Origin of the sequence: Thiomicrorhabdus sp. Kp2 (assembly GCF_000478585.1) — a bacterium.
Taxonomy (GTDB): Bacteria; Pseudomonadota; Gammaproteobacteria; order Thiomicrospirales; family Thiomicrospiraceae; genus Thiomicrorhabdus.
This window is the reverse complement of record NZ_ARWI01000001.1, coordinates 317,075-341,569: the sequence shown is the minus strand read 5'-3', so window position 1 is coordinate 341,569 and position 24,495 is coordinate 317,075. Positions and strand designations below refer to the sequence as shown.

The window sequence follows — 24,495 nt, the reverse complement described above, 5'->3', positions numbered from 1 at the left end:
CTTAAAACTTAGTAAACACGGGCTTTAGGTGTAAAGGTAGTGTGCGTTTTTGGCGATAGATTGACTGGTTTATAACTTAGGCTGTGTGTTTGATGAAAATATAAACTGTGTTTTAACCAGGCCTGGTCATCTCGTTCTTGATAGTCAACGCGAGAGTGTGCGCCACGGCTTTCTTCACGAGCTAAAGCCGATACTACCGTGGCATAGGCAATGCCGACTAGGTTCTCAAGTTCAAATGCGGCCAAACGTTCTAAATTGAAGACATTACTGTTGTCAGTTAGGGCAACGTTTTTTAATCGAGCTTCTATGGCAGGGAGTTTGTCTAAAGCTTGTTGCATGGTTTTTTGTTTTCGAAAGACACCACAGCCTTGTTCCATGATTTTTTGCAAGTCTTGTTTTATCTGATTGATACTGTCAGAGGTATTCGGTTTTTCAATCTGTGTCCAACGGTTAATTCGTTTGAAAATCGCGTTAATAAATGTTGTATCCAGTTGATGTGGTTCATGCGAGGAGGGACTATTTTGTGTGTGATGAATGTGCTCTGAAATGGTTTGTGCGGCTTTTCGTCCAAAAACTACAATATCTAATAATGAATTACCACCTAATCTGTTAGCACCATGAACCGATACACAAGCACATTCACCTACGGCGTACAGACCTGTTACCACTTGTGAGCTTTTATCAATTTTTTGCGTAATGACTTGGCCGTTTAAATTGGTGGGAATTCCGCCCATCATATAGTGACACGTGGGGAATATCGGCACCGCCTGTTCTACAGGGTCGATTCCCATAAAAGTCATGCTAATATCCCGAATGCCAGGCAGTCGTTCTTTGATAATGACGTCATCCAAATGGGTTAAATCTAATAGAATGTAGTCTTTATTTGGGCCACAACCACGGCCTTCATTGACTTCCATGGCAATGGCTCTAGAGACTACGTCACGAGAGGCTAAGTCTTTAACATGAGGTGCATATTTTTCCATAAAGGCTTCACCCAATGAATTTCTAAGTACACCGCCTTCACCTCGGGCCGCTTCAGAAATCAACATGCCTTTGCCAGCGACGCCAGTTGGATGAAATTGCCAAAACTCCATGTCTTGAAGTGGATAGCCTGCACGTAAAACCATCCCCAAACCATCTCCCGTATTAATGCTGGCATTGGTATTGGTTCTAAACACTTGGCCTGCACCCCCTGTTGCAAGCAGAGTATGAGAGCTTTGCAGTAATTGGTATTCGCCATTATGGATGTTCATGACGACGACGCCACACACAGCCCCTTCAGTGTCTTTAAGTAAATCAATCGCATAATATTCATCAAAGACGGTGGTGCCTTGGCGAATGTTTTGTTGATAGAGTGAGTGCAGGATTGCGTGTCCAGTTCTATCCGCTGCGGCGCAGGTTCGGTAGGCTTGTTCTTGACCGAAATTTTGACTTTGACCACCAAACGCTCGCTGGTAGATTTTGCCATTGTCGAGCCGAGAAAAGGGCACGCCAAAATGTTCGAGCTCTCGAACTATTTCAGCCGCTTCTTGACACATAAATTCAATGGCGTCTTGGTCACCTAAGTAGTCACTGCCTTTAATGGTGTCATACATGTGCCATTGCCAATTATCAGGAGTGACATTGCCTAGGGCGGCGTTTATTCCACCTTGAGCGGCCACAGTATGAGAGCGGGTAGGAAAAACTTTGGAAACAACGGCGACTTTATGCCCTGATTCAACCAGTTGCAAAGCGGCTCTTAATCCTGCGCCACCAGCACCAATAATCAAAGCGTCAAAAGCCTGATGGGGAAGTTTATTGTATTCGATTGATTGGTTTGTCATAAATGTTTACATTTCACCGTAGGGGTTTTTAACTTAGTTTAATGGCTAAAAAGGTTAAATCTACAATAATTAAGAGTAAGAAAAGTGCATATAGGTTAAGCCAAATAGAGACACGTTTTTGAGGTAGGTAGTCAATCATAATATCTCGAATACCAACCCAGGCATGTACTAATAAGAGTGCGATACTAATCAGACTCAAGAATAAAAAGAGAGGGGTAAAAAGTTGTTGAATAAAAAGGGTTAAGTTGAGGTTTTGCTCTATTGCCACATTATGAACTTGCCAGGCCAGGTAGGGGGTAAATAACATTAGGTATATGGCGCTGATTCGTTGCCATTTATGCGCTTTAATGCCTGTAATTGGCTGGCGAAGTACACGTAAATTCTTCATAAAGTTAATTCCACCAGGCCTGGTAAAGTATGAAAACTGTGATTAATAGCCATAACAAAATAAGGGCATAACTCACGGCTTTACTATTCAATAATCGATAATGCTTTTCTTCAATAAAATGTTCGGCTAACAGATGTCGTAAGCCCGTTAGCCAATGAAAGCTCAATGTTGACCAAAAACCACTATAGAGTAAATTATGAACCCAGTGGTTGGCAGAGTCTTCTAGAGTCACTTGGGGATGAAATAGGATTAAATGCAAGAGAGCCAAATAACCCAAAAGACAAATGATAAGTAGCAAACCTGTAATACGATGAAGGGCAGATAGTTTAGCGTTTAGCGGAAAACGAAAAGCGATCAAACTTAAAAAACGTGGCCGATTACCAGGATGGCTATACATCAAAATACCTCTTATTAGCTCTCTTTTTAAATCAGGTAAAAGAAATCTTAGGTCTTATTCTACAGCTCACAAGTAAAACAAGAAAAACAGAATTGTTGATAGGCCTGGTTATTTATTTAATGGTTTGATTGGTCTGATTAGAAATGGACTTTTTTGAGGGGTGAGCCTGTTCGTGCGCTTGAATCCACTCAGGCCAATTTGGGTTTAAACTCCATGTGGAAGGAGGAAAGCTTTGATTCGTCAATTCAGAAATTCGTTTCTCAAAGTGAGTTCTGGAAATGGTTTGTGCACCTAAACTGTTTAAATGAGGTGTTTCAATTTGAGTATCAATCAACTCAAATCCCCACTCCTTTAATTGAAGAGCAAGGGCAATCAGCGCAATTTTTGAGGTGTCGGTCATTTTGGCAAACATGGATTCGCCATAAAACATTTTACCAATCGCTACACCATAAAGACCACCCACTAACTGGTTTTGATGCCAAACCTCTACGGAATGCGCATGACCAGAATTATGTAGATGGGTGTAGGCAGAAAGCATTTGCTCTGTTATCCAAGTGCCATCTTGACCTTCTCTAGGGACTTCGGAGCAGGCTTTCATAACGGATTTGAAGTCTTGGTCAAATGTTACCTTCAAAGTCTCAGCTTGGTGATGTTTATTGATTGTCTTGCGTAAACTTTTGCTGATTTTTACCTGCTCAATCAATAACACACTTCTTGGATTGGGTGTCCACCAAAGAATGGGTTCGCCAGGGTTAAACCAAGGAAATATCCCTCTGCTGTACGCCATTAAAAGCCATTCTGGTGTTAAATCCCCTCCAACTGCCAATAAACCATCAGGCTCTTTCATGGCAAGGTGGCTAGGAGGAAAAGTTACAGGTTGTTCATCGAGCCAAAATGGCACATGATTAGGCTGGTCTGTCATAGGGCGTATTAAAATATTTAGTGATTATTGGTTGTTATTTAAGGCAACTTGTCGCCGAGATTTTGTAATATGCGATAGAATATCACAATTCAAAACATAACCCTTTTTGAACTGTGTTAATAATCCGAAATAGAAGTTGTCTTTTTCTCGGTAGTAACCTAATTTGACTTACCAGGCCTGGTAAGACGGTTCAAATAAAGAATAAAAGCAAAGTTGACCCTGTTCTATGACCCAATTTGTTCATCTTCATGTTCACTCTGAGTACTCTGTTGTTGATAGTACCTTAGGAATTAAACCACTCATCTCATTGATTAAAGGCTGTGAGCAGCCAGCAATGGCTTTAACCGACCAAAATAACCTATTTGCATTAGTTAAGTATTACGGTGCGGCGATGGGGGCAGGGATTAAACCCATTATTGGGGCTGATGTGCTGATTGAAGATGAAAGTGCAGAGGTGTCTAAAGTTGTTCTTTTATGCCAAAACCCGCAAGGTTATCTGAACTTATCACACATTATTTCTCAAAGTTATTTGCATAACCAAAAGCTCTATAAAAACAATATGCAGGCTTTGATTAAACGTGAATGGTTAGCTGAATTTAATGATGGCTTGATTGTATTGTCAGGTGGACGCGAAGGTGATATCGGCCAAGCTTTATTGGCCGAAAAACCGAACCTTGTCGCCAGCCGAATGAAGTGGTGGCTTACTCACTTTGAAGACCGTTTTTATATCGAGCTGGTGCGTACCAAAAGAGAGAATGAAGAGGCTTATATTGCACAAGCGGTAGACGTCGCTATTCGCTATGAGGTGCCTGTAGTAGCAACGAATGATGTGCGTTTTGCCAAACCTGAAGATTTTGAGGCACATGAAGTCAGAACCTGTATTCACGATGGTTATGTTCTAGAAGACCAAAACCGCCCTAAACGTTACTCTGAAGAGCAATATTTTAAAACGACCGAAGAAATGGTTGAGCTGTTTTCGGATATACCAGAAGCGATTAGTAACACCGTAGAAGTGGCAAAACGCTGTAGTCTTGATTTAACGTTAGGAACCTACTTCTTACCCGATTTTCCAGTGCCAGAAGGCATGACGATGGATGAGTTCTTTGTAGAGGAGAGTCATAAAGGGTTGGATGAGCGTTTAGCGTTTTTATTTGGTCACCTTTCTAAAGAAGAGTTTGCAAAAAAACATGAAGAGTATTACGCCAGAATCAAATTTGAGTTAGATATTATTCTGCAAATGGGGTTTCCTGGTTACTTCCTAATCGTTGCCGACTTTATTCAATGGGGTAAAAACCAACTTATTCCAGTGGGTCCAGGTCGTGGTTCTGGTGCAGGTTCATTGGTGGCCTATGCCCTAAAAATCACCGACCTTGATCCTATTCAGTACGATTTGCTTTTCGAGCGTTTCTTAAACCCAGAACGTGTCTCTATGCCCGATTTCGATGTCGATTTCTGTATGGATCGCCGTGATGAGGTGATTGATTACGTTTCTCGTCATTATGGGCGTGACCATGTATCACAGATTGTGACTTATGGAACCATGGCGGCAAAAGCAGTAGTGCGAGATGTAGGGCGAGTATTAGGACTTGGTTATGGCGTGGTTGATGGGATTGCCAAACTGATTCCTAATGAGCTAGGTATCAAGCTTGCAGAAGCACTTGAGAAAGAAGAAGAGTTACAAAATAAATACGATAATGACGATGACGCTCGCCAACTGCTTGAGCTTGCTTTAAAGCTAGAGGGGACAGTTCGTAATACAGGTAAACATGCGGGTGGTGTGGTTATTGGCCCTAAACCGCTAGACCATTTTTGCCCTGTTTTATGTGAACCAGATGGTTCAAGTGTGGTCACCCAGCTCGATAAAAACGATGTTGAATATGCAGGCCTGGTTAAATTCGATTTCTTGGGTTTACGTACCTTAACGATTATTGACTGGGCGTTACAGTCGATTAACGGCCATAAAAAACCAGGTGAAGAAGGGTTTGTTGATATCGCCCGAATCCCATTAGATGATCAGCCAACCTTTGATTTGATTCAAACAGGTAAAACAACAGGGGTGTTCCAGCTCGAATCAAGTGGGATGCAGAGCCTGATTGTTAAGTTACGACCAGACTGTTTTGAAGATATTATCGCCTTGGTAGCCTTGTTTAGACCAGGGCCGCTTGAGTCGGGGATGGTGGATAACTTTATCGCCCGTAAGCACGGAAGAGAAAAGGTCTCTTACCCTGATGCTCAGTGGCAGCATGAATCTTTAAAAGAGACGCTGTCACCAACCTATGGGGTTATTTTATACCAAGAGCAGGTCATGCAAATTGCACAGATTCTAGCGGGCTATACGCTAGGTGGCGCTGATATGCTTCGTCGTGCTATGGGTAAGAAAAAACCCGAAGAGATGGCTAAACAACGTTCTGTCTTTCAAGAGGGGGCGATTAAAAATGGTGTAGATGGCGAACTCGCCATGAAAATCTTTGACTTGGTTGAGAAATTCGCAGGTTACGGTTTCAATAAATCTCACTCGGCGGCATATGCCTTAGTTTCGTACCAATCGGCTTGGCTAAAAACGCATTACCCTGCAGAGTTTATGGCGGCACAGATTTCATCTGATATGGATAACACTGAAAAAGTGGTGCATATGGTAAATGAGTGTTATGCAATGGGATTAAGTGTTTTACAGCCGAACATTAATACGGGTCAAATTCATTTTAAACCGTACGGTGAGCGTACGGTAAATTATGGTCTGGGCGGAATAAAAGGGGTGGGTGAAGCCGCACTTGAAGGCGTGATTGAAGAACGTGAAACCAACGGTGCTTATACCGACCTGTTTGATTTTTGTTTGCGAGCAGGTAAAAAAGCCAATAAGCGTGTGATTGAGGCTTTGGTTCGCTCGGGGGCGTTTGACGAGCTACACGATAACCGAAATGCGATGCTTGAAAGTATTCCTATGGCGCTTAAACAAGCGGAACAACAGCATAAAAACGATGAAGTGGGTCAAAACGACCTGTTTGGCGATATGCTCTCTGTTGAAGAGTCTGGCGAATCAAAGTTATTGGATGTGGCAGAAATGCCAGAAAAACTGCGTTTAGCGGGTGAAAAAGAGACTTTGGGTCTGTATATCACTGGCCACCCAATTGACTTGTATCAACAAGAATTAGCCACATTAGTGCCGAATAAATTAGCCAGTTTACGCCCAGAAAAATGGAAAAAGGTTTCAGCAGCAGGCCTGGTTGTTGAGTTGCGTAATAAAACGACTAAAAGCGGTTCGAGAATGGGCTTTATGGCTTTGGATGACAAGACTGCTAGGCTTGAAGTTGTGATGCGTCCAGCGGTGTATGAAGCGATTAAAGATAATATTAAAACCGATATGGTCGTTATGGTTCATGGCGAAGTCAGCGAGGACACCTTTAATGGTGGAATTAAGTTGGATGCTGAGCAAGTTGTTAGTTTGGCTGAGGCTCGTGTAGAAAAAGCTCGTGCGATAAAGTTAACGGTGAATACGAACGGAAGAGAGCTTTCTTTAAATAAAGTCTCTGAATTACAGCTTCTGCTTGGTGCATACCAAACTGAAAATGGCTTGCCATTAGTTGTTGATTATACGAATGAGTTCGCTACGGTTCAGATGAAAACAAGTTCAGAAAAACAGTTCTTTCCAGATGATGATTTGATTGAGGCTTTGAATGCTCAAGGTTGGAGCCCACAGGTTGTGGTGTAAGTCGATTAATTTTTTTGAACGCTTTGTGGTAAATTTGTTCAATGGTTGTAATTTTTGTTATCGACATTTTGTTATCGACGTCAATATACATGGATGGGTAAGGAGATAGAGTGGCAGCTTGGTTTGAAAAAAAAGAATTAAGAAGATTTCCACGTGTAGAAATGCCAGTGAGGCTCTTCATTACGCCTGAAAAACCGATAACTGATTTAGAGATTTTTGCTTTAGGAATAGATTATTTTCCAAGTAGTGTTAAAAATAAAATAAAGCGTGATCATAAGCAGTTGATTTATTGGGTTAATCATATTCAGGAGCAAAAGGATATTTTAGAGCCTGTGTTTCTTCAGATGGCGGATGCTGCAGAGGTTTTAGGAGCCTCAGTGGAGATGGTTTCGCGTGGTAGAAACCCATTAAATGATGAAAAAATGCTAGAAAAAATCACAACAAACTTAAAAACCATTGGTCTTATCTCCAGTTTAGAAGAACCTGCACCCAAAACACACAATTTCCTTTTTGAAATGGAAAAGAAATTGACTCACTTTTTTAGATTGCTGTTTGTTTCATTACATAAATCGACATCTCAGAAATACCATAGTTTCAATCCAGAAGGTCATAAATTTAAAATTGATGAGATGACTAAGAAATTCAGCCAACCTTCTTTTCAAAAAATTCCGTTGGTACAATCCATCTATTTTATGAATGAATTAGTGAGTGATTACTGTTACGCTTTTCAAGAAATTAACTTAGATTATTTTTCACTTGAAAACCCTAAAGCTTGGGAAAAAAGACAGGTCAATATCAGTGCAGGAGGGATTGCCGCCTTATATCCAAAACGCTTTTTACCTGGTAAGCCACTAAAGTCGAGGGTTTATTTTGATGGGCATGATCGAGTGATGGAGGTTAAAACGACTTTTGCACGCTATGAGACAGTTCAGAGTAAAGCTGCAGAGTTGAATGCTTTTTATTTTCAGTTTCCACACTCTCAAGACCAGGCTTTTTTGGAAATGGAGATAGAGAAATACCAGCTCGATAAAATGAATGCGCACTGTTTAAATCATCAGTTTTTAGCAAGTTTTTAGTGAAATAAGGTTGGTAATTGCTTTTTCTTTGAGAACTCAATCGTGCAAAGGTCTCTCTTTAAATTTATATGGAAAATTGAATGGCTCATCAAGTTGAAACAAATTTTATGAATGCTTTACCTCCTTCACTCAGGCCTGCAGCCAGTGAACTGTATTTGAAAGAGAATATAGATGAGTTGGTTGAAAGTCGTTTGAAAAGTATTTCTGAAGTTTATGAAAAAGCTTATTCATTGAGTGATGAACAGTGGAAGAGGGTTTTGAATGCGGTCATTTTGACTAAATTTTCTAAAATACATTTAGGTAGTCATTTAACAGCGGAGCACCTAGCTCAACTTAATTATATGGTCAAATTTACGTTGGATATGCAAGATGCAACGATAGATGAAGTACTCATTTTTTTAGAAGAAAATGCTACAACCTTTGCTTTGTGGTATAAAAAATTAATTAAAACTAATTAAAACTAATTAAAACTAATTAAAACTAATTAAAACTAATTAAAACTAATTAAAACTAATTAAAACTAATTAAAAGCTCGCTAATACAATTAAATTGCATCGTTTTCAATTTAATTTTTTACTCGTAAAAAGTACAAAATTCATCAAGCTCAATTCGGCTTGTTCTGTATTGGTTAACAGGGTGGGTTTCATCTTTATAACCTAATGCCATTCCGCCAATGAGTTTTTTCGAAGAGTCTATATTAAGCTCTTTTTTTACAATTGAAGGAAACTCCCCCAAAGCACCCTGAGGACAGGTTGCCAGTCCATGCTCCTCAGCCAGTAACATTATGTTTTGTAGAAACATACCATAATCTAAAAATGAGCCAGTATCTAAGACTTCATCAATAAAAAACAAAAGCATAACAGGTGCATCAAAGGCCTTATAGTTGGCTTCCCATTGCAAAAGGCGTTTTTCTTTATCTTCACGTTTGATCTCTAGGGCTTGGTAAAGCTTAGAACCTGTTTCTACTCTCCGATCTTTATAGGGAGAAACCCATTCAGTTGGATAGTATTGATAATCCATGGATTCGGTCTTTTTTGTTCTAAATGCTTCAATCATCTTTTCTGCTAGTCGATGCTTAGTTTTTCCTTTTACGATACAGACTTGCCAAGGCTGAGTATTCACACCTGAAGGCGCATATTTAGACGTTTCTAGGATAGAAGTAATAATATCCTCATCAACGGATTTGCTGGTATAGGCTCTAATTGACTGTCGTTGTTTAATGGCTTGGCTAACGTTCATAATTTTTTCTTTTTAACTTTTAGGATGTAAATAAATGGTTTTAAGGGGCGTGTAAATTGGAGAGGTTTGAGTTAATTCACTTTGATATAAGATGACTGAGTCGATATTAAGCCAAGTATTTTTAAAATAGGCAAGCTCTGCAGGAATGGTTAGGCTTGTTAAATCAGTTTGTCCCTCGATTCTACCAAGGCTAATGTGTGGCCTAAAATCCTGTTGTGATTTCATTAAACCAATAGATTTCAGTTGGTTTTCAATTAGTGAGGCTATGTGTACGAGAAAATCGTCTAGTTGTATCGAGGCCACAATAGTATGGGCAGATTGTTCGCTTGGAAAAAGTGTAATCCCTGATATCTTGATACGTGATGAAGGAATGGATTCAGAAATAGACCAGTTATCTATTGAATTTACAATTTCATTGACCTTGTTGGTTTCTAACCGACTTCCTAAAAATTGTATGGTGACATGATAGTTGGATGCAGGAAACCATCTAATATGATTTGACCAGGCCTGCTTTTTTAACAAGCTAACAGCAGTATTCAGTTTTGTTGTTGTGACTGAATCAATAGGTAAGGCAATGAAAGCTCTCATGTTATTTCTTTTTTATGAAATTAAATTTGTAAAACTTTAGTTTAAAGCTTTAGTTTAGAGGATTAAAGGAATTGATAAAAATAAGGAGGTCTAACCTCTGAGGTATAAGAAAATTTTGTTTAGTATCGTTTTATTTCTATCTAATAAAAGTGTCAATTCCTCTTTAAATTTAAAAATACGGTGGTACACTTTGCACATTAACTTCTGCGCAGTCGAAAAAGCGCATAAAAAAAATTGAAGTGATTCTCCAAGTCCTAAGTAGCTGGTCCGAGTATCCTAATATAATTAGGAGGCTTTAGCACGAAGACGTTGAAGGACACGAAGGTTTCGACGCTGAATGCTAAAGTCGGGCTTGTATAACTCTTGGCAATCCCGAGAAGCTTACATCACCTTTGTACCGTATACGTTTCATGCAATTGTCTCAATTGAGAATAATTATTGTAGGAGACGCCATGTCTAATATTGAATCTATACTAACCGAAACACGCCTTTTCCAACCTTCAGACGCAATTAAAAAGAGCGTTGCAATCAATGAAAAAACGTTGGCAGAAATGCGCGCTAAGGCAAGTGAAGATCATGTTGGCTTTTGGTCTGATTTGGCAAAAGAAAAGCTAGTTTGGACAAAACCTTTTACCGTTGGATTAGATGAATCTAACGCACCTCATTATAAATGGTTCGCCGATGGTGAATTGAACGTTTCCTATAACTGTATTGATCGTCACTTAGAAACTAAAAGTGATAAAACTGCGATTATTTTTGAAGGTGATCAAGGTGATGTAGAGCGTTATACCTATAAAGAACTTCACGACCAAGTTTGTCGTTTTGCTAATACGCTAACCGCTCAAGGTGTTGAGAAAGGTGATCGCGTGATTATCTATATGCCAATGATTCCACAAGCGGTTATTGCTATGCAAGCATGTGCTCGTGTTGGAGCAATCCATTCGGTTGTTTTTGGTGGTTTTTCAGCAGAAGCTTTACGTGACCGTATAGAAAATGCCGAAGCAAAACTGGTTATTACGACTAATGGAAGTCGTCGTGGTGGTAAAACGATTCCTCTTAAAGGTGCTGTGGATGAAGCCTTATCAAAAGGTTGTGATCAAGTTAAAAAAGTGATTGTTTATCGTCGTACCGATGATGAAGTCACAATGAAAGAAGGGCGAGATATTGATTGGCTAGAAGCGGAAGCGGGTATGAGTAACTACCATGACCCAGTTCCCGTGAATGCTGAACATCCTCTTTTCTTACTCTATACTTCTGGCTCAACAGGGACACCTAAAGGTGTACAGCATAGCTCTGGCGGTTATCTATTAAATGCCCACTTAACGAATGAGTGGATGTTTGACTTAAATGATGATGATGTATTTTGGTGTACTGCAGATGTAGGCTGGATTACAGGTCACTCTTATGTTGCTTATGGTCCATTATCTGTAGGCGCAACGATTGTTATGTTTGAAGGTGTACCTACCTATCCTGATGCAGGACGTTTCTGGCAAGTTTGCCAAAATCATGGCGTAACCGTTTTCTATACAGCGCCAACAGCTATTCGCGCCCTAATGAAATTTGGTGCGGACTTACCAAACCAATACGACTTAACTAAGTTACGTTTATTGGGCACGGTTGGTGAGCCAATTAACCCTGAAGCTTGGATGTGGTATCACGATGTAATTGGCCGTGGCGAATGTCCAATTATTGATACTTGGTGGCAGACGGAAACGGGCGCGCATATGATTGCTCCATTTCCAATAACGCCTTTGAAGCCAGGTTCATGTACTCAACCTTTACCTGGAATTGATGCGGCGATTTTGGATGAAGAAGGCAATGAACTTGGTAAAGGTCAGGGTGGTCTTTTAGTTATTAAAAAACCGTGGCCATCAATGATTCGTAATGTTTGGGGTGATGAAGCGCGTTATAAGAGTACCTACTTCCCATTAGAAGGCGTGCCTTATTATGTGGTGGGTGACAGTGCTTATCAAGATGATGATGGTTATTTCTGGATTCTTGGACGTGTAGATGATGTATTAAATGTATCTGGTCACCGTTTAGGAACGATGGAAATTGAATCTGCGCTTGTTTCTCACCCTTTGGTTGCAGAGGCGGCGATTGTTGGTCGCCCTCATGATATTAAAGGTGAGGCTGTAGCTGCATTTGTGGTATTGAATGTTGATATTCCCAAAGGTGAAGCTCGTACCGTATTAATAGCAGAATTACGTGAACACGTTGCAAAAGAAATTGGTCCTATCGCAAAACCAGATGATATTCGTTTTGGCACGAACTTGCCAAAAACTCGCTCAGGTAAAATCATGCGTCGTTTATTAAGAACGATTGCGAAGGGCGAAGAAATTACACAGGATACTTCAACTCTTGAAGATCCAAGTATTCTGGAACAATTCCAGAAGAAAAAATAACAGTTATTCCAGGAAGTAAAGATAACTGTTATGTACCAAATTAAAATCAATCCTATTTATTACTGGGTTGATTTTAATACCTCTTAAATTCAATAGTCTTTTTTAGCAAATAACATAAAAGCGATATTAGTTTTCACTGGAGACTGGTATTAAATAAAAAGTAACTGGTTGTTTTTAGGAGTATTAGTAACATTCATCCGTTATGAATGTTGTGTTTTAGAGTCTCAATGAGGAGAGATACATTGGATCAGGCAAAGATTGAGAAGATTAAAAGTCTTCCACAATATCAACAGCTGGTTAAAGAACGCACAGGGTTAGCCTGGAAGCTTTCGATCGCTATGCTAGTGGTATATTACGGGTACATTCTGCTTTTAGCATTTGACCCTGCGTTCTTTACTACAATTGTGAGTGGAGAGTATGTCAGTATTGGTTTTCCTGTAGGTGTCGGCATTATTGTGTTTGCATTCCTATTAACGGGATATTACGTTAAAAAAGCGAACTCAGATTTTGATGAGTTAACCGCTCAAATTAAGAAAGAGGTTGAATAATGAATACAATAGTGAAAACATTATTTACGTTCTTAATTGCAGCAGTACCTATGCTAGCAATGGCAGCGGGTGATATCGAAGGTGGTGAAAAAGCGGCAACGAACTGGTCAGCAATCTCAATGTTCGTTATTTTCGTTGGTGCAACTCTGTACATTACATTCTGGGCTGCTCAGCGTACTAAGTCGGCTAAAGACTTCTATGCAGCTGGTGGAGGTATCACAGGTTTGCAAAACGGTCTAGCGATTGCAGGTGACTACATGTCTGCGGCGTCTTTCCTAGGTATTACAGGTATGGTTTACCTAAAAGGTTATGATGGTTTGATCTTCGCTATCGGTTTCCTTGTTGGTTGGCCAATTATCCTGTTCTTAATGTCTGAACGTCTACGTAACTTAGGTAAATATACTTTTGCTGACGTTGCTGCTTACCGTTTTAAACAAACGCCTATCCGTGTTTTATCGGCATTTGGTGGTATTGCGGTTGTTATCTTATACCTTATCGCACAAATGGTTGGTGCAGGTAAACTGATTGAATTACTATTCGGTTTAGACTTCAACTATGCGGTTGTTATGGTTGGTGTCTTAATTATTGCTTATGTATCCTTTGGTGGTATGTTAGCGACAACTTGGGTACAGATCATTAAAGCGGTATTGTTATTAGGTGGTTCAACGTTTATCGCTATCATGGTTATGTACAATATGGGCTTTAGTTTTGAGACTCTATTCAAAACAGCAGTAGAAAACCGTGAAGGTGCAATGGATATCTTGTACTCTGGTGGTTTCGTATCAGATCCAATTAATGCTATCTCGTTAGGTATTGCTTTAATGTTTGGTACTGCAGGTCTTCCGCATATCCTAATGCGATTCTTCACTGTTCCTGATGCTAAAGAAGCGCGTAAATCTGTATTCTATGCAACAGGTTTCATCGGTTACTTCTATATCCTTGCATTCATTATTGGTTTCGGTGCGATTGCACTGGTAACGGCTGATATGTATATGGCTGGTGAGAAGTTAGTTGGTGGTAACAACATGGCGGCAATTCACTTGTCTCATGTATTAGGTGGTGATTTCTTCCTAGGATTTATCTCTGCAGTAGCCTTTGCAACCATCTTAGCAGTTGTTTCGGGTCTAACGTTAGCGGGTGCTTCAGCCCTTTCGCATGATATTTATGCAAACGTGATTAACCCTAATGCAACTGAACAACAAGAAACGCGTGTTGCTAAAACAGCAACGATTGTTATTGGTGCTTTAGCGATCTTATTTGGTATTGGATTCAAGGATCAAAACATCGCATTCGTTGTAGCATTAGCCTTTACAATTGCTGCTTCGGCTAACTTCCCTGTATTGATTATGTCAATGTTCTGGAAAAATATGACTACACGCGGTGCGGTTATTGGTGGTTGGTTAGGTCTAATTTCCGCCGTAGTTATGGTTGTTTTAGGGCCAGTTGTATGGACTCAAATCCTTGCAATGGGTGATGCAATTGTTCCTTACAAGTTCCCTGCGCTATTCACTGTTGTGATTGCATTTGTGGGTATTTGGTTCTTCTCTATCACGGACAAATCAGCGCGTGCGCAAGAAGATAAAGATGGCTTTGAAGCTCAGTTCATCCGTTCACAAACGGGGATTGGTGCAGAAGGTGCCTCTGAGCATTAATATTAGAAACTATTTAGCTTAAGTTTTAACGAACTTAAGTCTAAATATGTTTTTAAATTATTGTTTAGATATATTGTTTAAAAAGGGTGGTTACTTTGGTAATCACCCTTTTTTTATGTGTAAAATAAAGTCATTATTGACTGTCTGAGAGTGTACGGCATGGCTTTAGAGCAACAAGCTGAATTTTTAGCAAAAATCCCTCCTTTTGATTTACTTCAAGATAAAGCGCTTCAGCACATGGCTTTAAGTATGGATGTAGTCTACTTTCCTGTTGATAGTTTTATTCCTGTTTCGGCTTCTCAGTCAAACACTCAGAACTACCTGTACTTTGTGATTAAAGGGTTAGTGACAGAGCATTTAGATGAGACATTATTGGGGCACTACAGTGCCAGAGGCTTCTTTGGTGAGCGGGAGCTGTTACAAAAAAATAAAGAGGTTGGAAAAACTAAGTTTAGCGTTTTAGAAGAAGCGATTTTGTATCGATTACCTGGAGAGCTATTTTTAGAAGAATTTGATAATAATCCAGCCATTCAAAATTACTTCAATGCCTCAATTGTTGATAAATTAAACCATCTTCATCAAACGGTTCAAGCCACGTCGTCAACGGAAATTATGATGGATAGCGTATGTTCTGCTCCCATACAAGCTTTAGTTGAAGTTGAAGAGCAACAAACATTGCAACAAGCCGTTGCTAAAATGGTGGAAAACAAGTCTGATGCCTGTATTGTTTTAAATCAGAAGAGCCAGTCTCCTTTAGGTATTGTTACCTCTACTGATGTGATGAAGTTTATTGCCAAGCAGGATTCAACTGAACTTACCAGGCCTGGTGTATTAACTGAGCTTGCAAATTCACCTTTACAGACAGTTCATCAATTTGATTTTTTGTTTAATGCTTTACTAAAAATGACCCGCTTTCAAATAGATCGCTTAGTAGTGAGAGCTGATGAGGGATTTGTGGGTTTTTTGCATTTAAAAGATTTAATGAGTCTGTTTGCCAATCAGTCAGGATTGGTTTTGTTAAAGGTAGAACAAGCACAAAACGTTCAAGATTTAAATACACTCGGTAATCAAGTAGATTCACTGATAGGTAGTTTGAATCGTAAAGGGATTAAAACCCACTATATAGCCAAATTAGTGAATGAACTGCACCGTAAGATGATACAAAAACTAGTCATGTTTTTATTGCCAGAGAATTTAAAAGACAGCGTGAATGTATTGGTTATGGGGAGTGAAGGACGTGCCGAACAGGTGTTGAGAACAGATCAAGACAATGCGCTCATTTATAGCAATGAGTTAAATGAAACAGAGGAGCGAGAGCTTGCTGAGTTTTCTGTTAGATTTACTGATGCGATGATTGAAATTGGTTTTCCTCGTTGTCCAGGAGATGTCATGCTATCAAACCCTATTTGGCGACAATCAGAGTCTGGCTTTAAAAGCCAACTCAGCGATTGGTTTAACCAGCCAAATTTAGAAAATTTTATGTCGATTGCGATTTTTTATGATGCTGAATCGGTCAGTGGCGATGAAAAAATGATGTTATCGGTAAAAGCACGCCTCGCTGCAAAAATACGAGAGAATCCTGTTTTTTTAAGGCACTTTGCCCTACCTGCGATTCAATTTGCTACACCAGTGAGTTTTTTTGGAAATTTACTCACAGAGCAAGATAAAGGGGTTAAAAAGATTGACTTGAAAAAAGGCGGTATCTTCCCAATTGTGCATGGTGTTCGCTGTTATGCCCTGGAACAAGGAATGACTGAAACCAATACCCATTGGCGTATTAAAGCCTTAATGGATAAAGGGGTGTTTGAGGAAAGTTTTGGAATAGAGCTTGGCGAAACCCTAAATTACTTAAATACCTTACGTTTAGAATCTATGTTGCAGCAAAAAGAGTCTAAGTTAGTAGAGAATCCAGATAACTACATTAAAGTGCATGACTTATCGCATCTTCAGCAAGATTTACTCAAGCAGTCTTTCCAGGTGGTGGATGAGTTTAAAAAACGGCTTACATACCATTTTAAATTAAGAGAGGTTATGTAATGCAGGCCTGGTTAAATAATGTTTATCAAGGCTATAAAACAAACCGTTTGCGAAAAAAACTCAAAGACCAGGCCTATTTGTTTTTATTTGAACCAGCTATTGAAGATGAATATATTTGTTTTGATTGCGAAACAACTGGGTTAAACCCAAAGCAAGATAAAATTATCTCATTGAGCGCCATTAAGATTAAAGGTAATCAGGTGCTAACCAGTCAAAGCTTAAATTTATTGATTCGTCAGGATAAAAAGATAACAGCAGAAAGTATTGTTGTGCACCAAATACGAAATCAAGATGTAAGTGAAGGGGGTAATAAACTTCTTGATGAAAAAGAGGCGATTACTCAGTTTCTGCATTTTATTGCAGGAGGGACTTTAGTTGGGTACTTTTTAGAGTTTGATGTGGCGATGGTCAATCAAGTCATTAAACCTTGGTTGGGTATTACATTGCCTAATCCTAAAATAGAAGTTTCAGAACGTTATTATCAAAAAGTGGTTAGGTCACAAGGCTATGCTAAACCTCTTGGGCATATTGATTTACGCTTTGAAACCATACTTAAAAAACTCGATATTCCCAATATCGGTCAACATGATGCTTTTAGTGATGCCTTAATGACCGCTTTAATTTTTGTTAAATTACAAAGAGATAGTTAACTTTTAATAGAAAGAAGTATTCAGTTTTTCGTGCAAAGTTAACTAAAAATTCATGCATAAGTATTTGACAATTAAACAAAAATGAATATAATTACCCGCAGATTTTTTAAAAAGTTTTATCGAGGGTCGTTTACTGAGATGTAACGGCGGTTCGAATTTTAAAAAACCCCGTTTTTACGGGGTTTTTTGTTATTTAAACTTCAGAATACTTGGAATGAGTAATAAGTGACGATTGAAGAAAAGATAGAAAATGCGTTAAAACCAACCGTTGAATCCATGGGGTTTGACTGGTGGGGTATGGAATACATGCCTGCTGGGAGACATACGCTATTACGTATATTTATAGAAAAAACAGACGGTACAGTCAATTCTGACGAAACCTATGCCGTGTGTAAACAGATTAGTGCCATTTTAGATGTTGAAGATGTGATCAGTAGCGAATTTCGCTTAGAAGTCTCTTCACCTGGAATGGATCGTCTGTTATTTACCCCTGAACAATACAAACGTTATGAAGGGCAGGAGGTTCAAGTCCGTAGCGGAGTGTCTGTTTTAGGTAGAAAACGCTTTAAAGGCCCTATGACCAAGGTTACGGAATCAGGCATCGAGCTTGAAATTGATGGCGAATTATTTGAAGTGCCATTTGAATTTATTGAAAAAGCCAATGTGGTACCTAAGTTTTAAACCAAATTTTGAAGTTTTAGATAGTAATACACAGAATTAGAGCGAGACAGAAATGAGTAAAGAAGTATTAGCTGTTGTTGAGATTATGGCCAACGAGAAAGGTGTTGATAAAGAGATCATCTTTGACGCTATTGAAACGGCATTAGCGACGGCAACACGCAGAAGCCATGACGATGAAATTGATGTTCGCGTGAGCATTGATCGCCATACAGGTGATTACGAAACTTTTCAGCGTTGGGAAGTAATTGACGATGCAACAGCCATTGAAGATAACGTTGGATGGTACATTCGTGAAATGGATGCGGTTGATGAAGATCCTAATATTGAAATTGGTGAATACATTGAAGAGCCAATTGAGTCTATTGATTTTGGTCGTATCGGAGCACAAACTGCCAAACAAGTAATTATCCAAAAAGTACGTGAAGCTGAACGTAAGAAAGTGGTTGAAGTTTATGAAAAGCGTGTTGGAGAAATCTTAACAGGCCAGGTAAAACGTATTGATCGTGGTGATGTCATTCTTGATATGGGTGATAACGTTGATGCGGTGATTATGCGCAACCAATTAATTGGTCGTGAGACTTTCCGTATTGGTGATCGTGTTCGTGGTTATCTGCAAGAAGTTTCTTTCCGCCCGCGTGGTCCTCAATTATTTATGTCTCGTGCTTGTAAAGAGATGTTGATTGAGCTATTCAAAATTGAAGTGCCTGAAATCAGTGATGATTTGATTGATATTATGAGTGCGGCTCGTGATGTTGGTTTCCGCGCTAAGATTGCAGTGCGTGCAAATGATCCGCGTTTAGATCCAATTGGTGCATGTGTTGGTATGCGTGGTGGTCGTGTTCAAGCGGTTACTAATGAGCTAGCGGGTGAAAGAATCGATATCATTCTATGGGATCCAAATGATGCTCAGTTTGTTATTAACGCAATGGCTCCAGCAGAAGTTACCTCAATCATGGTTGATGAAGATAGACACACTATGGATTTAGCGGTTGAAGATGAGCAACTTTCTCAAGCCATTGGTAAGAACGGGCAAAATATTCGTTTAGCTAGTGAGCTAACTGGTTGGGAACTGAACGTTATGACTCAGACAGCAATGGCTGAGAAGCATGAGACCGAATCTAAAGACCAAGTTGATGTGTTTGTTACAGCACTTGATATTGACGAAGATTTTGCAGAAGTATTGGTTGCTGAAGGTTTTACAACTGTTGAAGAAGTAGCCTACGTTCCTGCTGCTGAAATGCTCGAAATTGATGGTTTTGATGAAGAGTTGGTTGGCGAGTTAAAACAACGTGCAAAAGATGCGTTATTAACTCAAGCGATTGTAGCTGAAGAAAAAACAGCTATGGCAGAGCCAGCCGACGATCTGTTAGCGCTTGAAGGTATGACAGAAGATATGGCTAAGCAATTAGCAAGTAACGGTGTGATTACACAAGAAGATTTAGCAGAGCTTGGTACAGATGAGCTACTAGAGTATGTAGAAATGGATGAAGCTGCTGCAGGAGAATTAATTCTTAAAGCGCGCGCACCATGGTTTGAATAATAAAAAGGAAGAGTTTCGATGGCCGAAGTATCAATAAAACAATTTTCAGAGACACTTAACCTTTCTGTAGAAAAACTGATTTCACAATTAAACGAGTCTGGTGTTAAAGGTAAAAAAGAGTCTGACACCTTATCAGAAGAAGAAAAGCGTACTTTACTGACTTATTTAAAAAGTTTGCATGGTGAAACATCAGAAGATGCACCTAAAAAAGTGACATTACGTCGTAAGCAAACATTGAATCTGTCTGCAGGTTCAGGAAGCGGAAAGCGTACTGTGAATGTTGAAGTTCGTAAAAAACGTACTTATGTTAAAAAACCAGAAACGGTTGAAGAATCAGTGGTAGAAGAACCTATCGTTGAGGAAGTGATTGTTGAAGAGACTCCAGTTGTTGAGACAAAGGTTGAAGAAACCCCAGTCGTTGAAACAGTTGTTGAAGAAGAACCTGTCAAAAAAGTATCTGGTAAAAAAGAGACTTTGGATGAAGAGACTATCGCTAAGATTGCTCCAGTACCTCCAAAGGAAGATCATTCTAAAGCCGCTAAAAAAGCCAAGGATCAAAAACATCATGAGAGCCGTAAGGCTAATGATGGTGTTGATGGGCCTAAAGGTAAGGGTAAGAAAACAACGACACGAGCTAATAGTGCTTTTGACGCTCGCCGCGGTAAAGGTCGTAAAGGTCATGCCGATAAGCGTAACGTTGCTCAAGCGGATAATGAACATGGTTTCCAAAAACCAACAGAGCCTGTTATTCGTGAAGTAAAAGTGCCTGAAAGTATTACACTTTCAGCTCTTGCAGAGCAAATGTCTGTTAAAACAGGTGAAGTCATCAAATTTATGATGATGGAACTCGGTACTATGGCGACCATTAACCAAATCCTTGACCAAGAAACAGCGATGTTAATTGTTGAAGAGATGGGGCATAAACCTGTTGCTTTCAATGAAGTGACAATTGAAGATGAAGTTGTTAACCAAGAGTACCATGGTGAAACGGTTCATCGTTCGCCTGTTGTAACCATCATGGGTCACGTTGACCACGGTAAAACTTCACTACTTGATTACATCCGTAAAGCAAAAGTAGCACATGGTGAAGCGGGTGGTATCACTCAGCACATTGGTGCTTATCACGTAGATACGGATATGGGTGGTGTTACCTTTATCGATACTCCTGGTCACGCGGCCTTTACAGCGATGCGAGCACGTGGTGCGGAAGTAACGGATGTTGTTGTTATCGTAGTGGCTGCTGATGATGGTGTAATGCCTCAGACTAAAGAAGCCATTCAGCACGCAAAAGCATCTGGTGTTGGGATTGTTGTTGCAGTAAACAAGATGGATAAAGAAGCGGCCAATATGGATCGCGTTATGCAAGAGTTGGCTGCGGAAGAAGTGATTCCTGAGTCTTGGGGTGGTGACACACAGTTTGTGCCTGTTTCCGCCAAAACAGGTATGGGGATTGATGAACTTTTAGATGCCATCTCTTTACAGTCTGAAATGCTAGAGCTAGAAGCGCCTACTGAAGGTCATGCTAAAGGTGTTGTTATTGAATCTCGCCTTGATAAAGGTCGTGGTCCTGTTGCGACCGTGCTTGTTCAGTCTGGTACACTTAAGAAAGGTGATATTGCACTTTGTGGTATGGAATATGGACGTGTTCGTGCCTTAATCAGTGACTCAGGTCAGTCTATTACGGAAGCAGGACCTTCTATTCCTGTTGAGATTTTAGGTCTTTCAAGTGTTCCTGTTGCGGGTGATGAGATGATTACCGTTGAAAGTGAACGTAAAGCACGTGAAGCGGCTACGTTCCGTCAAGGTAAGTTCAAAGAACTGAAGATTGCTCGTCAACAAAAATCTAAGTTAGACAATATGTTTAATAAGATGGCGGAAGGTGACGTTCAAAACGTAAACATCATTCTTAAAGCGGACGTACAAGGTTCAATTCAGGCTATTTCTGATGCCTTAACGAAACTTTCAACGGATGAAATTAAAGTCGTTATTGTTTCAACTGGTGTAGGTGGTATCTCTGAAACAGACGCTAACTTAGCGATGGCTTCTGATGCATTGATTTTTGGTTTCAATGTTCGTGCAGATGCTTCTGCTAAACGTATCATTGATAACGAAGGGATTGGTCTTAAATACTACAGTGTTATCTATGAAATCGTTGATGAAGTGAAGCGAGCTATTGAAGGTAAAATGGCTCCAGAATTCCGAGAAGATATCGTCGGTATTGCCGATGTTCGTGAAGTCTTTAAAGCACCTAAAATTGGTCTTATCGCTGGTTGTATGGTTACAGAAGGTTCTGTTAAACGTAACAACCCAATTCGTGTTCTTCGTGATAACGTGGTTATCTATGAAGGTGTTCTTGAGTCACTTCGTCGATTTAAAGATGATGTACCTGAAGTACAAAAAGGTATTGAATGTGGTATCGGTGTTAAAGACTACAATGACGTTAAAGCCGGTGACCAAATTGAGTGTTACCAGCGTGTAGAAGTGAAACGTACTTTAGACTAAACGTTAGGCTTGTATAATTATCAACTATGGTTTCAGTTTAACCAAATTACAACTTACCAGGCCTGGTAAGTTGGGTTTTGAGTCCCATATTTGGTCATTCAAATTGCCTCAATGAAACAATCAATTCGATTGCCATTGGGGCTTTTTTGATTTTAAGAGTAAAGAGATTATGAGTAATCAAACTGTGAGCAGACCAACACGAGTCGCTCAAGAAATTAGAAGAACCATTGCACAGTTGATTGTGCAAGAGGTAAAAGACCCGCGCTTTCAGAATATTAGTATTACTGATTGTAAAATAAGTAAAGATTTAAGTGTCGCTAAAGTTCATTTTGCTTTAATGGGCTTTAATGAAAATGATCCAGAAGTGGCGGATACCTTAGCGGCCTTGGAAAAAGCCCAAGGTTTTTTTCGTTCAGAGATTGGTAAACGTCTACGTTTAAGAATTGTGCCGCATATCCGTTTTTATTATGACAATATTCCAGAGCATGCACAGCACATGGAAGAGTTGATTAATAAGGCACTCAATTCGTAAATGACTCAGCAGTATAAAAGACCTCCCAAGCGTGTCGTAAATGGCATTGTATTGTTGAACAAACCTGTGGGTGATTCATCCAATGGTATTTTACAAAAAGTGATTCGTGCCTTTAATGCTAAAAAAGGTGGGCATACCGGGGCTTTAGATCCGTTTGCCACAGGGCTTTTGCCAATCTGTTTAGGTGAAGCAACCAAAGTTTCGGGGTTACTTTTAGAATCGGATAAACGCTACACTGCGACGTTAAAACTGGGTGAACAGTCTGATACGGGTGATACCGAAGGTGAAATTATTCAAACCTTGCCTGTGCCAGAGCTAACTACCGATTTAATTGAAGCTGTTCTTGCCAAATTTGTGGGCGATATTGAACAGATCCCGCCAATGTATTCCGCTTTAAAACACCAGGGTAAACCGCTTTATTTCTACGCACGTCAAGGTATTGAGATAGAGCGTCCTGCTCGACCAATTAAAATCATCAGTTTGTTTTTGGTCTCCTTTACCGATAACCAAATTGTGTTTGATGTGCACTGCTCTAAGGGCACTTACGTTAGAACTCTGGGTGAGGATATCGCCAAGGCATTAGGAACAGTGGGGCATTTAATCGCCTTGCACCGTACACAAACGGGTAGTTTGTCGGGTGATGATATGTTAACCCTTGAAGAGATTGAGCAACAACTTGATGCCTGTGTTCAACCATTAGACATTGCAATCAAACATTTACAACGTATCGATTTAACTTCTGAACAAGCAGACTTGATTCGACACGGTGGTAAGTTGGAAATGCCAAAACCAGATACCGATTTGGTGCGTTTTTACGAAAATAACGTCTGTATTGCCGTGGGTGAATGGCAAACTGAAAAGCAGTTATTAAAGCCCAAGCGTGTCTTTAATTTACCAGAGAGTGAAGCGGGTTAATGGTCTTTGCAAAAGCCGATGGCATTATCGATTTACGTTCGTTTGAAGATTTCAAGCAAGGGCATCTCAAAAACGCAACTTGGTTAAGTTGGGAAATCTTACCAGAAAGCCTTAATGCGTTGCCCGCATCCCCCTCCAAACTTTATTTGGTTGGTGGTAAAGACGAGATTGAAGCCGCCAGTGTTCTATTAGACAGTAAAGGTTATGACGTCACAGGCTCCTTGGTCATTCACTCTAATCAAACCATGCAAGCGTGGTCAGAAAAGTTACCAGGCCTGGTAGAATCGGGTTCAAACTCTAAGGTGCTTTGGTCGCCTTGTGCCTTGGTTGCTGAATTTGTTGATTTACTAAAAACAACTAAACTTGAATTTAATCTCGAAGAAAAAGCTCGTCCAGCCGTTTTAGATATTGGCTGTGGTGGTGGACGTGATGCCATCTTTTTAGCTAAAAACCGTATGAATGTCACCGCCATTGATCATGAGGCTAAGGTACTTAAACGTTCTAAAGCTCTAGCGGCATTATCAGGTGCTAACGTAAAGTTTAAGTGTTGTGATATCAAGAAAGAGGGCTGTTTACCCAATCAGCAATTTGATTTAATCACGATGGTTCGTTTTTTAAATAGAGATATTTTTGAATATATTGAACAAGTTACCAGGCCTGGTGGGTTTGTATTGTTTCAAACATTTACCGAAGGTGTTGAAAAGTTTGATTCGCCTAAAAATCCCAATTTTATTTTAAAGCCAACTGAATTAGCTCAAGTTTTTTCAGGCTTTAATATAATTATTGATAGAATAGATACTTTAGATGATGGGCGACCTGTTGCATCATTTTTGGCACAAAAGCCACTAACAAAAACATAAAATAGTCATACTTCAGAGTAGTAGGAGAATA

20 protein-coding genes are annotated in these 24,495 nt (G+C 39.8%); 14 read left to right on the top strand and 6 right to left on the bottom strand.

What is annotated here, in order from left to right; all coding sequences use genetic code 11:
• Positions 1–8: 8 nt before the first annotated feature.
• The 4 genes from sdhA to aat form a co-directional block, all read right to left on the bottom strand.
• Entirely contained in the window at positions 9–1,823 is a 1,815-nt protein-coding gene (gene sdhA, locus A379_RS01600; RefSeq protein ID WP_051144898.1) for a succinate dehydrogenase flavoprotein subunit, read from the bottom strand.
• Between the two features lie 28 nt (positions 1,824–1,851).
• The gene (sdhD, locus tag A379_RS01595) at positions 1,852–2,211 is read right to left on the bottom strand and encodes a succinate dehydrogenase, hydrophobic membrane anchor protein (protein ID WP_040725219.1); all 360 of its coding nucleotides are present in this window, start codon (positions 2,209–2,211) and stop codon (positions 1,852–1,854) included.
• Positions 2,212–2,215: 4 nt separating this feature from the next.
• Complete coding sequence (sdhC, locus tag A379_RS01590) at positions 2,216–2,608, bottom strand: succinate dehydrogenase, cytochrome b556 subunit (RefSeq protein ID WP_040725217.1); 393 nt, start codon at positions 2,606–2,608, stop codon at positions 2,216–2,218.
• A 112-nt stretch (positions 2,609–2,720) separates the two neighbouring features.
• Entirely contained in the window at positions 2,721–3,530 is an 810-nt protein-coding gene (gene aat, locus A379_RS01585) for a leucyl/phenylalanyl-tRNA--protein transferase (RefSeq protein ID WP_051144896.1), read from the bottom strand.
• Between the two features lie 226 nt (positions 3,531–3,756).
• Here aat and dnaE point away from each other — a divergent pair, with 226 nt between their 5' ends.
• The 3 genes from dnaE to A379_RS01570 all read left to right on the top strand — a co-directional run bounded on the left by dnaE (position 3,757) and on the right by A379_RS01570 (position 8,773).
• Positions 3,757–7,239: a DNA polymerase III subunit alpha gene (gene dnaE, locus A379_RS01580; protein ID WP_040725214.1), complete on the top strand. Its 3,483-nt coding sequence runs from the start codon at positions 3,757–3,759 to the stop codon at positions 7,237–7,239.
• 110 nt (positions 7,240–7,349) lie between these two features.
• Positions 7,350–8,315, top strand: a complete 966-nt coding sequence (locus A379_RS01575; RefSeq protein WP_040725212.1) for a hypothetical protein — start codon at positions 7,350–7,352, stop codon at positions 8,313–8,315.
• Between the two features lie 80 nt (positions 8,316–8,395).
• Positions 8,396–8,773 (top strand): hypothetical protein, encoded by a 378-nt coding sequence (locus A379_RS01570; protein WP_040725209.1) that lies wholly within the window; start codon positions 8,396–8,398, stop codon positions 8,771–8,773.
• 115 nt (positions 8,774–8,888) lie between these two features.
• Here A379_RS01570 and A379_RS01565 read toward each other — a convergent pair whose 3' ends face one another.
• Together A379_RS01565 and thpR are read right to left on the bottom strand one after the other, a co-directional pair.
• Positions 8,889–9,554: a nitroreductase gene (locus tag A379_RS01565; RefSeq protein WP_040725206.1), complete on the bottom strand. Its 666-nt coding sequence runs from the start codon at positions 9,552–9,554 to the stop codon at positions 8,889–8,891.
• Between the two features lie 12 nt (positions 9,555–9,566).
• Positions 9,567–10,142: an RNA 2',3'-cyclic phosphodiesterase gene (thpR, locus tag A379_RS01560; protein WP_040725203.1), complete on the bottom strand. Its 576-nt coding sequence runs from the start codon at positions 10,140–10,142 to the stop codon at positions 9,567–9,569.
• A gap of 452 nt (positions 10,143–10,594) precedes the next feature.
• Between thpR and acs the strand changes: the two genes are divergently transcribed.
• From acs to A379_RS01505, 11 genes are all read left to right on the top strand, one after another.
• Positions 10,595–12,547 (top strand): acetate--CoA ligase, encoded by a 1,953-nt coding sequence (acs, locus tag A379_RS01555; RefSeq protein WP_040725201.1) that lies wholly within the window; start codon positions 10,595–10,597, stop codon positions 12,545–12,547.
• A 227-nt stretch (positions 12,548–12,774) separates the two neighbouring features.
• Complete coding sequence (locus A379_RS01550; RefSeq protein ID WP_232744800.1) at positions 12,775–13,095, top strand: DUF485 domain-containing protein; 321 nt, start codon at positions 12,775–12,777, stop codon at positions 13,093–13,095.
• Complete coding sequence (locus A379_RS01545; protein WP_040725199.1) at positions 13,095–14,747, top strand: cation acetate symporter; 1,653 nt, start codon at positions 13,095–13,097, stop codon at positions 14,745–14,747. The genes A379_RS01550 and A379_RS01545 overlap by 1 nt, the downstream gene beginning before the upstream one ends.
• Positions 14,748–14,906: 159 nt before the next feature.
• Entirely contained in the window at positions 14,907–16,784 is a 1,878-nt protein-coding gene (locus A379_RS01540; RefSeq protein WP_040725197.1) for a putative nucleotidyltransferase substrate binding domain-containing protein, read from the top strand.
• Positions 16,784–17,434 (top strand): 3'-5' exonuclease, encoded by a 651-nt coding sequence (locus tag A379_RS01535; RefSeq protein WP_040725195.1) that lies wholly within the window; start codon positions 16,784–16,786, stop codon positions 17,432–17,434. Before A379_RS01540 ends, A379_RS01535 begins: the two co-directional genes overlap by 1 nt.
• A 225-nt stretch (positions 17,435–17,659) precedes the next feature.
• On the top strand, positions 17,660–18,115 hold the full coding sequence (gene rimP / locus A379_RS01530) for a ribosome maturation factor RimP (RefSeq protein ID WP_040725193.1): 456 nt from the start codon (positions 17,660–17,662) through the stop codon (positions 18,113–18,115).
• Positions 18,116–18,167: 52 nt separating this feature from the next.
• Positions 18,168–19,655: a transcription termination factor NusA gene (gene nusA, locus A379_RS01525; RefSeq protein ID WP_040725191.1), complete on the top strand. Its 1,488-nt coding sequence runs from the start codon at positions 18,168–18,170 to the stop codon at positions 19,653–19,655.
• A gap of 18 nt (positions 19,656–19,673) precedes the next feature.
• Positions 19,674–22,157: a translation initiation factor IF-2 gene (gene infB, locus A379_RS01520; protein ID WP_040725190.1), complete on the top strand. Its 2,484-nt coding sequence runs from the start codon at positions 19,674–19,676 to the stop codon at positions 22,155–22,157.
• Positions 22,158–22,326: 169 nt separating this feature from the next.
• The gene (gene rbfA / locus A379_RS01515) at positions 22,327–22,689 is read left to right on the top strand and encodes a 30S ribosome-binding factor RbfA (protein ID WP_040725186.1); all 363 of its coding nucleotides are present in this window, start codon (positions 22,327–22,329) and stop codon (positions 22,687–22,689) included.
• Positions 22,690–23,604, top strand: a complete 915-nt coding sequence (gene truB / locus A379_RS01510) for a tRNA pseudouridine(55) synthase TruB (protein WP_040725185.1) — start codon at positions 22,690–22,692, stop codon at positions 23,602–23,604.
• Positions 23,604–24,464 (top strand): methyltransferase domain-containing protein, encoded by an 861-nt coding sequence (locus tag A379_RS01505; protein ID WP_051144893.1) that lies wholly within the window; start codon positions 23,604–23,606, stop codon positions 24,462–24,464. Before truB ends, A379_RS01505 begins: the two co-directional genes overlap by 1 nt.
• Positions 24,465–24,495: the final 31 nt, after the last annotated feature.